The sequence below is a fragment of the Croceicoccus estronivorus genome, assembly GCF_001625325.1.
Lineage (GTDB): Bacteria > Pseudomonadota > Alphaproteobacteria > Sphingomonadales > Sphingomonadaceae > Caenibius > Caenibius estronivorus.
This window is the reverse complement of sequence record NZ_JRQQ01000009.1, coordinates 141,251-157,869: the sequence shown is the minus strand read 5'-3', so window position 1 is coordinate 157,869 and position 16,619 is coordinate 141,251. Positions and strand designations below refer to the sequence as shown.

At 61.1% G+C, this 16,619-nt stretch carries 14 protein-coding genes; 4 read left to right on the top strand and 10 right to left on the bottom strand.

Annotated elements, in window-relative coordinates:
• From MB02_RS14445 to MB02_RS14410, 8 genes are all read right to left on the bottom strand, one after another.
• Positions 1–1,650, bottom strand: a complete 1,650-nt coding sequence (locus MB02_RS14445; protein WP_067539128.1) for an AMP-binding protein — start codon at positions 1,648–1,650, stop codon at positions 1–3.
• Positions 1,651–1,750: 100 nt separating this feature from the next.
• Positions 1,751–2,404: a TetR/AcrR family transcriptional regulator gene (locus MB02_RS14440; RefSeq protein ID WP_170304749.1), complete on the bottom strand. Its 654-nt coding sequence runs from the start codon at positions 2,402–2,404 to the stop codon at positions 1,751–1,753.
• Between the two features lie 133 nt (positions 2,405–2,537).
• Complete coding sequence (locus MB02_RS14435; RefSeq protein ID WP_067539125.1) at positions 2,538–4,850, bottom strand: TonB-dependent receptor; 2,313 nt, start codon at positions 4,848–4,850, stop codon at positions 2,538–2,540.
• Between the two features lie 35 nt (positions 4,851–4,885).
• Entirely contained in the window at positions 4,886–5,818 is a 933-nt protein-coding gene (locus tag MB02_RS14430) for a dihydrodipicolinate synthase family protein (protein ID WP_067539122.1), read from the bottom strand.
• Positions 5,819–5,840: 22 nt separating this feature from the next.
• Entirely contained in the window at positions 5,841–7,121 is a 1,281-nt protein-coding gene (locus MB02_RS14425; protein WP_067539119.1) for an MFS transporter, read from the bottom strand.
• 2 nt (positions 7,122–7,123) lie between these two features.
• On the bottom strand, positions 7,124–8,578 hold the full coding sequence (locus tag MB02_RS14420; protein ID WP_067539116.1) for an amidase: 1,455 nt from the start codon (positions 8,576–8,578) through the stop codon (positions 7,124–7,126).
• A 21-nt stretch (positions 8,579–8,599) separates the two neighbouring features.
• Positions 8,600–9,754 (bottom strand): amidohydrolase family protein, encoded by a 1,155-nt coding sequence (locus tag MB02_RS14415; protein WP_067539113.1) that lies wholly within the window; start codon positions 9,752–9,754, stop codon positions 8,600–8,602.
• Between the two features lie 299 nt (positions 9,755–10,053).
• Positions 10,054–10,818, bottom strand: a complete 765-nt coding sequence (locus tag MB02_RS14410) for a FadR/GntR family transcriptional regulator (RefSeq protein WP_067539110.1) — start codon at positions 10,816–10,818, stop codon at positions 10,054–10,056.
• 252 nt (positions 10,819–11,070) lie between these two features.
• On the opposite strand from MB02_RS14410, the gene MB02_RS14405 reads away from it, so the two are divergent.
• On the top strand, positions 11,071–12,354 hold the full coding sequence (locus MB02_RS14405) for a metal-dependent hydrolase family protein (RefSeq protein ID WP_067539107.1): 1,284 nt from the start codon (positions 11,071–11,073) through the stop codon (positions 12,352–12,354).
• Positions 12,355–12,379: 25 nt separating this feature from the next.
• Here the strand turns inward: MB02_RS14405 and MB02_RS14400 are convergent, their stop codons facing one another.
• Positions 12,380–14,698 carry a copper-transporting P-type ATPase gene (locus tag MB02_RS14400; RefSeq protein ID WP_206598601.1) on the bottom strand — a complete coding sequence of 773 codons (2,319 nt, stop codon included), beginning with the start codon at positions 14,696–14,698 and terminating at the stop codon, positions 12,380–12,382.
• Between the two features lie 10 nt (positions 14,699–14,708).
• The gene (locus MB02_RS14395; protein WP_328585424.1) at positions 14,709–15,203 is read right to left on the bottom strand and encodes a DUF411 domain-containing protein; all 495 of its coding nucleotides are present in this window, start codon (positions 15,201–15,203) and stop codon (positions 14,709–14,711) included.
• Positions 15,204–15,320: 117 nt separating this feature from the next.
• Here MB02_RS14395 and MB02_RS14390 point away from each other — a divergent pair, with 117 nt between their 5' ends.
• The 3 genes from MB02_RS14390 to MB02_RS14380 are packed head-to-tail and all read left to right on the top strand — an operon-like array spanning position 15,321 to position 16,609.
• A complete protein-coding gene (locus MB02_RS14390) occupies positions 15,321–15,605 on the top strand; it encodes a hypothetical protein (protein WP_067539100.1) in 285 nt (94 codons plus the stop codon).
• An 8-nt stretch (positions 15,606–15,613) separates the two neighbouring features.
• Complete coding sequence (locus MB02_RS14385; RefSeq protein WP_235829532.1) at positions 15,614–16,042, top strand: periplasmic heavy metal sensor; 429 nt, start codon at positions 15,614–15,616, stop codon at positions 16,040–16,042.
• 6 nt (positions 16,043–16,048) lie between these two features.
• Entirely contained in the window at positions 16,049–16,609 is a 561-nt protein-coding gene (locus MB02_RS14380; RefSeq protein WP_067539094.1) for an RNA polymerase sigma factor, read from the top strand.
• Positions 16,610–16,619: the final 10 nt, after the last annotated feature.

Here is a 16,619-nt window from a genome sequence, read left to right as displayed (position 1 = left end):
TCAACGCAAGTGTTCGGCCTCCACCAGTTCACGCGCGCGATCGCGCAGCAGATCCTTGCGGATCTTGCCAATACTGGTGCGGGGAAACGCGCTGACCAGTTCCAGCCGTTCAGGGATTTTCTGCTTCGCGCAGCCTGCCTCGACCAGGAAATCGTGAATGGAAGGCAGGCTCGGCACCCGACCCGTCTGCGGGATAACAAAGGCACAGGCAGCCTCCCCTGTTCTCGGGTGCGGCATGGCGACAATCGCAATATCGGCAATGTCCGGATGGCCTGCCAGCAGGTCCTCCACTTCCTTGGGGCTTATGTTCTCGCCCGCCCTGATAATGAGATCCTTCTTCCGCCCGGTAATGAGGATGTAGCGGTCATCCACCAGCCGCCCGAGGTCGCCCAGCCTGAAGAAGCCTTCTTCATCGAACGCATCGTCGTTGTCCTCTCGCCGCGTATATCCGACGAACATCTGTGGGCCGCGCGCAACGATCTCGCCCGTTTCGCCGGGCGACAGCAACCCGCCATCGCCGGGATCGACAATCCTCACTTCCGATCCCAGTACCTCGCCATCGGTTTCCGCGCCGAAAATGCCCTGCGTGCGGCTGTTGATGCCACCGGTCACATTGGGAATTTCCGTCGCGCCATATATGCGCGAAACGGCACAGCGATCGAAATGCGCTGCGGCATCATGAATGAGTTGCGGCGGAACCTGCGCCCCGCCGCAAAGATAGAAGCGCAAGTGGGGCAAATGCTCGTCCTGCGCGCGGGCTGCAGCCAGCAATTCGGTGAGAAAAATGGTCGATGCGATCATGCCCGTCGCCCTGTGCCGCCGCATCAGCGCAAGCGCTTCTTCCGGGTCCCAGGCGTCCATCAGGATCGTCGTAATGCCAGCAGTGAAAGGCAGACACAGAGCATAGAGCGCGCCGGTGACATGAGTAACCGGAGAAGGATTGAACAGGACGTCATCCTCTCCAATTCCGAGATGGCGCATACGCACGACGTTTTCCGCCTGGAGGCTGTTGTGCGTGTGCAGCACCCCCTTTGCGCGGCCGGTCGTGCCCGATGTGTAGAGGATGATCTTGACCGCATCGGGATCGCTCCCCGGCAAGTCTCTATCATCCGGCGCTTCGGCGAGAAGCTGATCGTAAGACGCCAGGCCATCTCCCGTACCGCGCGTCACGATGATTTCCGGAGGGTTCGCGAACGATGCAATGGCACGGCGCACCATCGCCACGTGATCCCGGCCGCGATATGCGGCGGGCACGAAGATCAGCTTGCTGCGGCTGTCGGCAAGCATGAAGCTCAGTTCATGATCGCGATAGATCGGGGTAATCGGGTTGAGCACCAAGCCCGCCATTGCCGCTGCCAGACCGATCACGACCGCTTCGTGCCAGTTGGGCAACTGAAATGAAATCGTGTCGCCCGGCACCAGCCCTCGCGCGGTCAATGCCCGTGCCAGCCTGCTCGCCCGCGCATGGACATCGGCCCGGGTCAGTATCTGCCCCTGTTCGATTATCAGGGGGCGGTGCGGACTTTCAGCGACGCGTTCGGCGCTAATATCCGCCACGGTTCGGTCCAGCCATACGCCGGAAGCTCGCGCTGCCTCGGCCCACCGTTCATCCCACCATAGCGGCCACCCGCCAACGTCACGCCGGCCCATCGCGCCTTCCTCTCCGGCCGGATCGCTACCGGCCCATCACGGAAATCCTATCGCGCGGAAACGAGATGCGTCAAGTTTTTCTAATATAAATTAGATTTTCTTATTCCCGCTCAGGTGCGGAAATCCCATCAAGGAACAAGGCCGTCACCTGATGCCCGATCTGCTCCACGGACAGCCGGCCCGGCCGATACCATTCGACCGCCCAGTTCAGCATGCCGAGCAACAGCAGCCGCGCCACGGAAAGGTCGATGTCGGACCGGAATTGCCCCGCCTTGCGCGCATCTTCGAACAACGTGCGCCAGACGTCGGCATATTCGTCCAGCACGCCAAGGAAGTGATCGCGGATATTTTTCGGGATCTGATCGAAGATCCGCATATGAGCCCGCGTGAAGGGATCGCCGGACAGAACCAGGCCGAGATGCCCCTGCACTGCCGCCTCTATCCTGTCCCGAACCGATGCATCGGGCGGCAGACGATCCAGCCGCTCGCGCACGCATTCCACCGTCCGCGCATTGGCGACTTCCAGCACCTCCGCCACGATCGCCTCGCGCGAGGCGAAATGGTAGTAGATGCTGCCGGCCTGGGTTTCCGCTTTCCTGGCAATGTCGCTCAGCCGGGTCTGCGCGTACCCCTTTTCCTGGAACATGAAGGCAGCCGCATGGAGGATGCGGGCGCGGGTCAATTCTGCCTTGGTCGGCGTGACTTCGTCCGGCTTGCGCGCGCGCCGCGTGGTTTCCGGATCTTCTGTCGCCATTATACCCCGTTCCGCCAATATCAGTCGCAGCCCGCAGGCATGCATCGGGGCAAATTCACTAAAGGATTAGGCGGCACCTCTCAACCCGCACGCCCTGAACGATGCCAGAGCGTGCGGGAGGGGAGAACCAGGCCTAGAAATCGGCCATGATGCGCACACCATAGCTGCGGGGCCGGCTGTAGGCGCCCATTCCGCCGTAACCGAAATCCACTGCGGACTGCAGTGTGCGGTTGTTGGTCAGATTGTCGCCCCAGAACTGGATCGACAGGTTCTTCATCGCGTCCTTGGCGAACGGCAATTCAGAGAATGTGAGCTTAGCACTCAGCTGTTTCGTTGCCCCCGACTTGAGCAGGGCATTGTTGACCGACAGCGTGTCGACCGGCTGGAAATAGAAACTGCTGCGATAGGCATAGTCGATCCGCGGCGTAATCACGCCAAATCCGGTCGGCGGCGAGGCATATTGCGCCCCGATGTTCCAGGTCCATTTGGCGACGAGCGGGAAGCGGGCCTGATCGGCCAGATTGACCGGGCCGCTGCTGTCGACGAACAGATACTCCTTATACTTTGGATTGACGTAGCCGAGGCTGCCATCGACCCGGAAACCACCGAATTGGGCAACGCTTTCCAATTCGACGCCTTCGTAAGTCGCCTTCGCGGCATTGGTCGTCAGGTTGCTGTTCGCCACTGCGTCGCGCTGCAGGATCTGCAAATCCTTGTAGAACGTCTTGAAGACGGTCGCATTGAGGCGGAGATGCCGATCGAACAGTTCGCTCTTGATCCCGGCTTCGATCGCAATTGCCTTTTCCGGATCGAAGGGAGCCGCACCGATCTGCGTCGCATTGAAGCCCCCGGCGCGATAAGCCGAGGCGGCACGGACATATGTCATGATCTGGTCGGTCCAGCGATAGCTGGCAGAGGCGGACCACCCGAGATTCTTCCAGCTTTCCTTGGGATTGTCAGGACCGATCAGGGTTCCGTTGACGCGCGTCTGACGCAGAATTTCCTTGGTATCGTATGTATAGCGCAGGCCACCCGATATCTCGAGCCTGCCGTCCAGCCCCTTCGGCCGGTAATTCAACTGGCCATACGCCGCCATCGAACGGGAATCGAACCGGAAGAAACGAACCTGTTCATAGACGCTCGACGCGGTGCTGGTCCCGTTCACCACATTGATCAGCACCTGGATGTCGTCTGTGGCATGTTCCTTGAAGTAATAGAGACCGGCCGCGTAGGTGAAATCGCCCAGCTCGCCTGTCGCCTGGAGTTCCTGACTCCACTGGTGCTGTTTCACATAATCGTAGGGCGTGGTCAGTGGGTTGACCGACTGGACCGTCCCCACAGGATCGCTGGCCGAAGTAACGATGCCCAGCAGCGCGCTGCCCCCGATCTGGCCGCTCTGTTTCTGGTTCAGGTGGCGATACCCGGTGATCGACTTGATCTGCAGACCGGGTGAAATGTCGAACTGGATGTTCAGCGTGTTCGACCATGCCTTCGCTGTCGGGTCGAATTGCCGCCGCGGGTCGATGTAGAATGTCGCATCGGTCTTATCCATCGGCGTGCGGCTGACGAACAGGGGCGGACCGCCAAGGTCGGGCGATTGCTCCCAATAGCTGCGGGCCGCATCGTTGACGAACAGCATCTGATATTGCGGCAACGCGGTCTGGTAATTGTAGTCCGTCCGGTTGGTGATCGTCACGACATCGCTCAGATCGCCTTCCAGCGTAAAGCTGAGCGCACGGTTGCGATAATATCCCGCCGAATTGCTGGCATCGCGCCCGAACGTGTCCACATAGCCATCGCGGCTGCGGTTCTGGAACGTGAGCTTGGCCTTGAACGGAGTGTTGCCGAGGCGGCCGGTATTCAAAACCGCCGAGGCGCGCAATTCGTTGAAACGGCCATAGCCGATTTCAGCTTTGCCGCTGAATTCCTCTGTTGGCTTGCTGGTATAGATGGCGATGGCACCACCCGTGGTGTTACGCCCGAACAATGTGCCCTGCGGGCCACGCAACACTTCCACCCGATCGAGATCGGGCAGGTCGAACGCATTACCTGTCGGTCGCGCCTGCACCACGCCATCGACATAGATGGTGGTTGGCGGATCGGCACTCGCGGTGGCATCGATCGCACCGATACCACGGATATAGACGATCGAACCCGTGCCGTTGGACGGTGCCTCCAGAACGCTCAGGTTGGGGGTCGCATTGGCGATTTCCGCGACATTGGTGATGTTGCGGGTAGCCAGTTCGTCGGACGACAGCGAAGACACCGCAATAGGCGCGGTTTGCAGATTTTCGGACGTTCGCCGCGCGGTCACGATGATTTCGGACAATCCGCCATCCTGTGCCACGGCAGGAACCGCATAAAACAGCGAACATGCAATTGCCGCCCATGACGTGACGACGATGCTCCGCCTTGGCCCCTTGGCGCCGTTATCCTCTCTCGACATCCTACCCTCCTGTGTTTTTTACGTCTTTCCGCGCTTCAGGGTGCGCTCTCCCATCCTTCGATCCCTGCGATGCCAAGTGTTTCAATGGTGGCCAGCAGGCGGTCGAGGCGTGCATCCTCCACAGCAAGGCGTGGCAGACGCATTTCGCCGCCGGGAAATCCCAACCGGTTCAGCGCAGCCTTGACCACACGCGTTCCACCGCATTCCAGGGACACGCCGAACAGCTTTATCAATGTGCCGAAGGCCGACATCATGCCTGCCAGATCGCCCGCCTCGAACCTGTCGATAACGGATACGCACAGCTTCGGCGCGATATTGCCATCGGCCGACAGATAACCGTGTCCCCCCAACGCCAGCACGGTCAGACCCTGCATCGGCCCACCGACCATCACGGCCGCCCGATCGCCGACCGCACCGATGACGCGGGCCAGATAGCCAAGATCGGGGTGGGTGACATTGATGCCCACGACATGCGGATAAGTGCTGACCATGCGTTTCAGCAATTCCGGCGGCACCGTGTAGCCGACCGAAAAATGGGTCGACAGGACCACCGGCAAGGATGCCGTCTCCAGCACGTCGGTCAGATAGTGTTCGATCTCTTCGGGTGTGACCACGACATCGTGGCCGACATCCAGCGAATAGACTTGCGCGGCATCAACCCCGCAATCGTGCGCCATGCGCAGGAATTCACTCATCTGGCTGGCCGTGCGCGGTTCCACCCCCATTGCCCGGACCGGGACATGGCCTTTCAGTTCATCAACCGCGATTTCCAGCAGGGACGCCGTTTCCGCGGGCGTCAGCGTATAGCCTTCGCCGCTGCCGCTGCCGCCGACATACACGCCGATGCCTGAATCCCGCAGCCGCGCCAGATGCGCGCGAAAGGCGCCCTTGTCGATCGCACCTGCCCGATCGAACGGTGTCAGGCTGATGACAAAAGTTCCCCGTTCCGGATGCGTGACTTCGTTCATGTCCGATACTCTCCCCACACGATCATTCGCCGTCCATCGGCATGGTGCGGGCGACCGAACGCTGCGGTCCACGCACGATCTGAACAACGAGAAATGTCAGGAGCAGCACAGCGACCGCCAGAAATGCCTCGCGGTTGCCGATCCACATCCGCAGCGGCGTGGCCAGCAGCGGATTCAGGAAATCGCCGAGGTACATCGCAGTGAACATCAGAGCGATCGCTTTGGGCCGCGCATGGGCCGGTGCCCGCCCGAGAAGAAGATTCTGGAGAAAAATCATGAGATTGCCCCCCGCCAATCCGGCAAATCCGCAGGCAACGACAACCCACGCCGTGTTTTGCGCCAGAAAGACCAGCAGATTGCTCAGAACCATGCAGGCCAGAATGAACAGGAACATCCAGTGCCCGCCCATCCGCTGTTCCATGCGCCCGTAAAACAGGCCCCCAAGGAAATGCACGACTGTACCGGTAGCGATGATCTGCGATTGCATGGACGGGCTGCTGATGTGTTCGTCCGCAAGGACGAACGGCAATTGCAGATAGATCATCCAGCTGGCGGTATAGATGAGGATCATCATCAGGTAGAGCCGCCAGAGCCCTAGCAGCGGTGCGAAGGAACCGAGTATCGCCGCCGATGCCTTCTCCACCGATGCGCGGACCACCTGCTTGTCTTCCGCAGTCAGCTCACGCCCGGCCAGTATCACCAGCAGCATGACCGGTAGCGTCAGCAGGAACAGCGCAAACGGAGCTCGCCATCCCCACCACTCGGCCAGCAACCCCGATCCCAGCAGACCGACAAACGCGACCACTGCCATCAACGCCCCCTGAAAGCCGAGGAAGCGCGGACGTGCATGGCCCGTAAACCGCGCCGCGATCAGAGTGGATGTCGTGATAACGATCCCCGCGGATGCAGCGCCTTGCAGGAACCGCGATATGAACAGCAGCACCGGGCTTTCCACGAACAGCCCCGCCGATCCGGAAATCGCATAGAAGGCGAGCGAGAAAAGCAGCATGGCTCGCACGCCGATGCGCGGGGTCAGCAGGCCGAGCAGGGGGCCCCCGATCATCACCCCCAGGCCGGAAAAGGTCGCAATCATCTGCGCCGTGATCGCGCCGCGCGTGCCACCCCCGAAATGGTCCGCCGCCAGTGGCAGGATCGGGGTCAGCAACGCCTGCAGCAGCCCGCCGAACGTTCCGCCGAACAGCAGCACAGTATAGGCGATACCAGCCTGCACCCGCCCGCTATCGGCCCGCCCGGACGCCGCCGTCATCGGCAATCCCTTACCCCCACCAAGAAGCGTTTCCATAGTCATGTCCTGCCTGCGTAGATGGGTGGCATATCGCTTTTCCAGGGAAGCGCCTGTTCCAATTCGGCAGCCAATTGCAGCAAGGCAGCATCGTTCCCGATCGGCATCATGAAATGGGCACCCAGGGGCATGCCGTCCTGCGTACGGCACAGCGGCAGCGAAATCGCCGGCGTGCCGGTCAGATTGGCAAGCGGCAGATGCTGATTGATGCCCAGCAGGTGTTCAATGAATTCTTCCGCGCTGGCATCGCTTTCCAGGGTCGTCTCGCCCAGACGCGGAATGCCCGTGGCAAGGGCGGGAGTCAGCAGGGCATCGTAACTTTCGAAGAATGCGCCAAGCACACGCGAAATGACATTGATGCCACTGAAAATGCCCGCGTAATCAGCGATGGCGTACTGGTCCCCGCGCGACGTGGCCTTGCGGATCACCGGTTGCAGCAACTCGGGATCGGCATCGCCGCCGAGCAACTGCTGCAACCCTGCGAGAGCGATTGCCCCATCCATGTAGTAGATGCCTTTGTACAGGTCGCGATAGGCATCGAAATCAATCGGTGGCCGGGCTTCTTCCACGTGATGGCCCAGCGCCTCCAACTCGCGCCCAATGCGAGTGATTTCAGCCGCGACGTCATCCTGCAACGGGCGAGTGTGCCACGCCTCGGTTGCCAGAGCGATGCGCAGTCGCCGTGGCGGTCTGGTAATGGCAGCGGCGAACGGTTCGTCAGACCTACGGTACATCGCCGCCTCGCCCGGTTCACCACCCTGCAGCACGTCCAGCATCGTCGCCGCGTCCCGCACGGTACGTGTCAGGGCGAAGTGCGACACCTTGTAACTGGTCAGATCGGAGTCCGCCGGCCCGACACTGATCCAGCCGCGCGATGGCTTCATTCCGACCAGACCATTGCAACTTGCGGGAAAGCGCGTCGATCCCGCAGCGTCGCTGGCATGGGCCATCGGCAACATGCCCGACGCCACGGCGACGGCGGAACCGGTGCTCGATCCCCCGGCTACAATGTCGGGGTTCCACGGGTTGACCGTCACGCCCTGATGGCTGGATTCGACCGTGACGGTGTAGGCCAGTTCCGGCATCTGGGTGTGCCCCATGACGGTCAGACCCGCGGCCCGGAAGCGGGCAACGACATAGCTGTCGCTGTCAGCCACGGGGAGCGCAACCCCACGCAGCATGCGGCTCCCGAGATCGCCCATGGGGCGCCCCGCCTCGCTGATACCGATCCGCTTCAGAGCGAATGGCACGCCCCCAAACGCGCCATCCCCCCCGACACCGGCGGCCGCGCCGGCAATCGCATCATCATACAGTTCGGCAAAGGCATTGAGCCGCGGGTTCAGCCGATCGATCGCCGCGCGGGCGGTCTCGGCCAGCTCTTGTGCGCTGATCGCACGCGAACGGACCAATTCCGCCAGGCCAGTCGCATCATGGGCGGCATATTCATGCAGGTTCACGACCGCATCCCCCAGCAGGCGTCAAGTGAAGTTGAACAGCCGCTCGGCGTTGCCATGCAATATGGCCTCGCGATCCTCCCGCCTGACCCCGGACATGGAGGCCTGGATAGTCCGATAGGAATTGGGCCAATCCGCACTGATGTGGGGATAGTCGCTGGACCAGAGCACCCTTTCGGCACCGATGAAATCGTGATGCTGCACACCGAAGGTATCGGTCATGTAACCGAAGTGGAAATGCCGCTCCATGTATTGCCGCGGGTTCTTCTTGAGGTTGAATTGCTGCGACGGATTGAGCCGACGATAGTTGTTTTCGATCTGCTCCTTCACATAAGGGAACCAGCCGCAATCGACTTCGGCGAAATAGACGTCGAGATTCGGGAAGCGATCGAACATCCCGCTGAACATCATTTCGATTATGCGGTTCGGTGCGTCGAAGAAACGACCGTATCCGGGCAGTTTCGATTTCGCCACTGCCGGCATCGTCTGCGTCATCGCGACGTGGATGCTCAGCGCAAGACCTCGCTCTTCCAGAACGCCCCAGACCTTGTCGTCCTCATCCTCGATTTTCAGAGTGCCGTTGGGATAGGCCCCCATGACCACACCGCGCATGCCCGGCCGGTCCATGACGCGATTGATTTCCGCGACACAGGCTTCCGGACCGCCGCGATTGGGCATCATCATCATCCCGGCGAAGCGATCCGGTGCGTAAGCGACAAACTCGGAAATCCAGTCGTTATAGGCCCTGACCATCGCCAGATGGAATTCTTCCTCCTGATGCGCGAAGATCGCGATGGCGAGCACCGGCGAAGGGTAAAGCACTTCGGCATCCACTTCGTCACGATCCATCTCGACACAGCGGGCCGCAGGGTCGTAACCACCCTTGCGGACATCCTCGAACCGCATCCAGTTGGTCATCCGCTCCGGCTCCATGCCTGCGCAGGATGTCCAGCCGAATTTCACCGGCTCACCAATACCCTCGATGATCCACGCATCGCCCTCGGCAAAACTTTCGATGCGCGGAGCGCGATCGCGCAGCTTCGCAGGCACCCGGTCTAGCCATAGATTGCCCGGTTCGCACACGTGGCTATCCGCCGATATCAGGCGATATTCGCGGCGGTTCTTCTGCGTTGGGGCTGAAAGGGTATCTGGTTTTGAAATCGTATCGACACTTGCCATGCGGTCCTCTCCTCATCTGTCCATGGGAGGCGCAGAGCCGCAAATCCCGGTGCGCAGGCCAGGGCCCACACAGCGCGATACGTTCCAGTTGGAAGGAAGGAGGTTGAACCGCCTTTCGCTTCCAGTGCTCTCCCAAACTCTCTTACTTATATTTCTAGCTATCATAGCTATGATAGTCAATGCGGGCGAGCAGAAAATCGAATATAAATTAGAATTGATGCGGGAGGCGCGCGCATTTGCGCCATGTGACGGCTATTTCCAGTCGGCAAAATGGAATGGCGAAGCGCGCCTGAAGGCGCTCAGCGCCGCAGCAGTGACGCGTCGATTTCAATCGCAAGGTCGAAATCGTGATCCCAGCGATTCGGGCGATGGTGCGATTCCGACATATGTTCACGCGCGGCGTTTTCCGCCCCTGCGGCATCGCCCGCTGCAATCAGGGTGATCATGTGTTCATGATCTTCCAATGCCCGCAGGCGGGTCTCGCGATCCGCGAACGCGCCATAGCGTTCCGCACCACGGGCCAGATGGTCCACTTGCGCCTGCCAGACATATTCCAGCGCCCCGAGAACCAGGCTCATGGTGGCTATTCCGCAAGTCGATGCCATCTCCACATGGAACTTGACCGCCAGCCCGATGAAACGATCGGGATCGTCAATCGCCTCACGCTGTTCGGCCAGCACGGCATTCAACTGGGGCAGCACTTTCGTTTCGCGATCCGGCCGGTTTGCACAGGCTGCTGCACACAACGGTTCCAGCATGACGACAGTCTTCAGCAGATCGGCGAGCCCTACCGATTGCGATTGCAGGGACAGCGCCAGCATGTAGGCGATGCGCCACCGCTCCGGCCGATGCACGATTGATCCGCCAAGATTGCCGCGCTTCACAGTGATGAGGCCTTCGACCTCGAGTATCCGCAACGCTTCGCGAACGGTAACGAGGCCGACATCAAACTCGCGGATGAGATCATCCTGCTTCGGCAAGACGGAACCTTCGGTCATTTCACCCGAAAAAATGCGCTGCCGCAATTGATCGGCCACGTATTCCGCCAGACGGCGCGGCACCATTCGGCGAGATTCCCCTGTCGGCATTTGTGTAACGAAAATGGACCCCTGGACGTGCACAAACGCAGTCCTTTCCTGCGCCCCTTTTAGCATGAACGGTGTGCAATCGTGCAAGCCCCGAGAATCCGAGCCGGGAAAAACAGCAGGCCGGCTCGACCATCTCATTCATTTTCTAAACTAAATTCGAAAATATTTGCAGGCCCGTGCATTCCCCGATAGCCTTGCGCCTGACCATAATGTCGCAAGGAGAGGAAAATGCCGCGTCTGGTGCTGACAAACGTCCGGCTGCTCGATGGGGACAATCCACCGCGCGACCGCATGACAGTGATTGTGGAGAACGATCGCTTCACCAGTGTCGGTAACACCCCGCCGGCCGATCCACGGCCCGACGACGAATGCTGGGATCTGGGCGGGCGCACGCTGATGCCGGGCATGATTCACGGCCACTACCACGCTACCTACACTGACTTTTCCGCCGCGGAACGCCTGCCCGTGGGCATGGAGGCGCCACCGGCGGTGCAGACCATCCGGGCCGTCGACCATCTCAAGACGGCACTTCATTCCGGTTTCACGGGCGTTGTCAGCGCCGGTGCGCCTTACGCCATCGACGCCGCCTGCAAGGCCGCAATCGACAGTGGTATGATCGAAGGTCCCCGGGTCGTCGCGGGCAGCCGCGACGTCAGCACGACCGGGCACTCGCAGGACGGGTTCGAGTGGCACTGGGGCGAAGGCGCGACCGCGCAAACCAATATCGCCGACGGGGCCGATGCCTTCCGCAGGGCCGTGCGCGAGGAAGTCAAACGCGGCGCCGAAATGATCAAGATATTCGCCACTGCAGGGCATGGCACCTTCGGCCCTTCACCCGGCCTTGAAATGACCGAGGAAGAACTGGCGGCTGCGGTGGATGCAGCGCATCAACGTGGTGCGCGGGTGCGCGCGCACCTGGCGAATCGCGATGGCATTCTCGCTTCGGTACGGATCGGCGTCGATATCGTCGATCATGGCGACGGCCTCGATGAAGCGTGCATAGAAGCGATGATTGCCAGGAACGTCTTCCTGGTCCCGAGCATCCGGTATCCCTACCTCGCCACCAGATTATGGTCGGGGCCCCAGATCGACGAAATGCGCGCCGACATGGAAGACATGATCAGGATCTTGCCGATTGCCAACAAGGCAGGGCTCAAGATGACACTGGGCGACGATTACGGGGCCAAGCCGCTGGATCATGGCACCTATGGGGAGGAACTGGCTTTCTACGTCGACGTTGCCGGCATTCCGCCACTCGACGTCATCCGCTGGGCCACCCGCTACGGCGGCGAAATGCTGGCGCAGAGCGAGGAACTGGGGACGATCGCACCGGGCAAACTGGCGGACTTCCTGATTGTGGACGGCGATCCCGTGGCCGATATCGCCCTGCTGGGCGATGCCCGCAATCTCCGCGCCATCGTCAAGGGAGGGCGCAAGGTACGGTGGGAACTGCAAAACCCGTCCGAGGCGGCAACCGATCCGCAGGCATCACAACCCACCATGATCCACTGAGCGCGAATGGCCTGCCCAAAAGGCGCTACAACGACACCGTGCGTAATCGCAGCGCATTAAGGACCACCGAGATGGAGGATGCGCTCATCGCGAAGGCGGCGAACATGGGGCTGATCAGAATGCCGAACAGCGGGAACAGCACCCCGGCTGCAACCGGCACGCCCGCCGCGTTGTAAGCCAGAGCAAAAAACAGGTTCTGCCTGATATTGCGCATCGTGGCGCGGGCAAGATTGCGAGCCCGCACGATCCCATCGAGATTACCCTTCACCAGCGTGATACCGGCACTTTCGATTGCTACGTCCGCCCCGGTGCCCATGGCAATGCCGACATCCGCCTGCGCCAGAGCAGGCGCGTCGTTGACCCCGTCACCCGCCATCGCCACTTTGCGACCCTTGTCCTGCAATTCGCGGATAATCCGCGCCTTGTCCTCCGGCAAGACATCGGCACGAACCTCGTCAATTCCCAGGCGCGACGCAACGGCCCGTGCCGTCCGCTCATTGTCGCCGGTAGCCATGATGATGCGGAAACCTTGCTTATGGAGCGCGGCAAGCGCAGCCGGGGTGGTTTCCTTCACCGGGTCCGCCACGCATACAACGCCAACAATTGCCCCATCGGCAAGCACGAACATCACCGTTTCACCATCGTCACGGCGGCTGTCCGCCTGCTCCGCATATGCGGCGGTATCGAGACCGAAATCTTCGACGAACCTGCGATTGCCGAGGCCCGCCGGTTTTCCGTCAACCACACCCTTCACACCCTTGCCCGTAACGGCTTCGAAATCGTTTGCGCCATCGAATGCGATGCCGCGATCTTCCGCGCCGGTCACTATGGCATCGGCCAAAGGATGTTCGGATCCGCGCTCCAGACTTGCCGCGAGACGCAGCACCTCGTCCTCCTCGAAGCCGGGCGCCGGGAGCACAGCCACAAGGCGCGGTTTGCCCTCGGTCAACGTCCCCGTCTTGTCGACGATCAGAGTGTCGATGGTTTCGAAACGCTCAAGCGCCTCCGCATCCCGGATCAGTACCCCCGCATGGGCGCCACGTCCTGTGGCCGTCATGACCGACATCGGCGTGGCAAGCCCGAGCGCACACGGGCAGGCAATGACCAGAACAGCGACCCCAGCGACAAGGCCATAGGACAAGGCGGGAGGCGGCCCCCACAGGCTCCACCCGATGAAGGCCAGAATGGCGATCCCGATGACCGCAGGCACGAACCAGCCTGCCACCTTGTCGGCGTATTTCTGGATCGGCGCACGCGACCGCTGGGCCGAAGCGACCATGGCGACGATCCGGGACAGGACCGTATCGGAACCGACTTGCCGCGCCTCTATCAACAAGCTTCCCGTACCGTTGATCGTTGCGCCGATCACACGGTCGCCAGCGACCTTTTCCACTGGTACGGCCTCGCCCGAAATCATGCTCTCGTCGACCGAGGACCGGCCTTCGATCACGATGCCATCGACCGGAACCTTTTCTCCCGGCCGGACACGCAGGCGATCCCCCTCGACCACATCCTCCAGCGGCACTTCGGCCTCATCGCCGTCAGCCCGGACCAGACGCGCCGTCTTCGCCGCAAGATCGAGCAGGGCACGGATTGCCTTGCCTGTTCCTTCGCGGGCGCGCAATTCCATGATCTGACCGAGCAGGACCAGCGTCACGATCACTGCCGCCGCTTCGAAATAGACCCCGACATTGCCGTCCGAATCCCGGAACCCGTCAGGGAAGATGTGCGGCACGATCAGCGCCGCGACACTGAACAACCACGAAGCGCTAACCCCTATCGCGATCAGCGAGAACATGTTGAGATTACCGGTGCGCAGCGAGTTCCAGCCACGCACGAGGAAAGGCCAGCCGCACCACGCCACCACCGGAGTGCCGAGCGCGAATTCGATCCATAGCGTGGCGCGTTCCCCGAACACTTCCCTGATACTGCCCAGCCCGATCATGGGAGCCATGGCGAGAAGCAACAGCGGGACTGTCAGAACCACGCCGATGCGGAAGCGCCGGGTGAAATCCACCAGCTCCGGGTTGGGGCCATCGTCGGCCAGACTGGCAGATTCCAGTTCCAGCCCCATACCGCACAGCGGACAGGAACCTGACTGTGGCTGACGCACCTGCGGGTGCATGGGGCATGTATAGACCGGCCCCGAATACCCCGGCGGCACTGTATCGTAACGCCCGTCATCCTTCTCCGCGTCAGCATGATGAGCGCAACCATGGTGCCCATGGTGATGGCCGCCGCCCGCAGCCGCCTCTTCCTCTTTCACCAGATGCATGCCGCATTTGGGGCAATCGCCAGACTCATCCTGGCGAACGTCGGGGTGCATGGGGCAAATATAGGTCATATCGCGACCTTCAATTGTGGTTGGAATAGATTCTGTTGCCTGCCGGGCCGAACGCAATGACCTGATAGGCCTGACGCTCACCGCCCATTTCCATCCCGGGTGAGCCAAGCGGCATCCCCGGCACAGCCAGCCCTTTCACACCTTCGGGCCGTTCCCGCAGCAGACGGGCAATATCCGAAGCGGGAACATGTCCTTCGATGACATAGCCGTCAATGACCATGGTGTGGCAGGAACGCATTGATGAGGGGACCGCGTGACGGTCCTTGACCGACGCCATGTCCTGCCGTTCGTCAACGGCAATGGCGACTTTCATTTTCGCGCGCACGTGATCGGCCCATTGCTCGCAACAGCCGCAATAGGGATCACGGTACATCGTGTAACTTGCCGCCTGTGCCACGCCCGAGCATGCGGTGAGCACGGCCAGAAACCCGCCCATCGTGGCCGATTTGATGCGGTTGTTGCGTTTTCGGATCACTGCCACCCCACCAGCTTCGAAATCCCGCACGATGCAGGATCTGATATCCTCGTAACGCGCGAACGCGACCGAACCCTCAAATTTTCTGAGGGAAGTTTCCCGCACAGGCGTAAGAACGGATTGTAGAGAAGACGGAAAGCCCAGGTCATGAGCGACGAAATCCGATTAGACGAAGCCCTGCAAACCCTCGCAAGGACAGCTGCGCCGGTTCCACCGGCCGGGTTCATGGACACGGTCTGGCAACGTGCCGGAGTGTTGGAGGCGCAAGCAACCCATCGGCAGCGGCTGACCTTGTTCTTCGGCGTGTTCGTCATCGGCCTGGGGGCCGGATTCGGCATCACTTCCGGTCCGGAAAAATCTCGCACGTCACCCTATCAGCTGGTTGCCGGTGCCGACTTGTCTCCTGCTTCCCTGCTTCACGTCGAACAATGAAATTCGGCTTGCCACAAATCGCCCTCACCATCCTGCTGGCACTGGCAGCAGGGTTTCTCGGCGCGACTGCTGCAAATCACTGGAACACTGCCAGCACGGAAACCGGGCTGCATGCATTCGTTCATGACGACCTGAATCTCGATAGCCGACAGCAGGAACGGATTGACGCTCTCGAAGCAGGTTTCGCGACCGAACGCGAACAGCTCGAAGAAGGGTTGCGCCTGGCCAATGCTAAGCTCTCCCAGGCAATGGCGGAAGAGCACATTTATGGCCCGAAGGTCAGCGCCGCGATCGACGAAATCCATGTGCGGATGGGCGAACTTCAGAAGGCCACTATCCGCCATGTCTTCGCAATGCGTGCCTTATTGAACGCAGAGCAGCAACGTCTGTTCGATCGTCAGGTTGCCCGGTCATTGACCAGCAAGCCTGACGAATGACCGCTGGTGGAAGGGGCCATCGAAGCCGGGCATAACGCCCTCGTTGAAGAAGTGATTGCGGGAAATCGCAAGGCATTCGACCGGCTCGTGCAGCAGCAGATCCCCCGGCTTCTGGCACTCGCCACACGGATGCTCGGCTCCACAGCCGAGGCCGAAGATGCGGTTCAGAACGCGCTCGCCTCCACCTGGCTTGCCCGGCATCGGCTTTCCCCGGACAAGCCCATCACTGCCTTGTTGACGACCAGCACACTGAACAAGTGCCGTGATCGCATGCGGCGACGAAAGGCAGCGCGCTTTCTCGGCTTCGGCGCTGATTTCGATCAGGATCATGCCGCCGATCCCGCACCTGGGCCGGAAGCCATCGCTCTCGACCGGCAGGCACTCTCCCGCGTCCGTGCCGAAATCGAAAGGCTGCCGATCAGGCTGCGCGAGGCGCTCGTACTGGTTGCACTGGACGGCCGCAGCCATCGTGAAGCAGGCACACTTCTCGGCGTGACGGAGAAGACGATCGAAACGCGGATCTATCGCGCGCGCAAACGGATCAGGGACAGGCTCGGCATTTCCTGAACGCCCAATC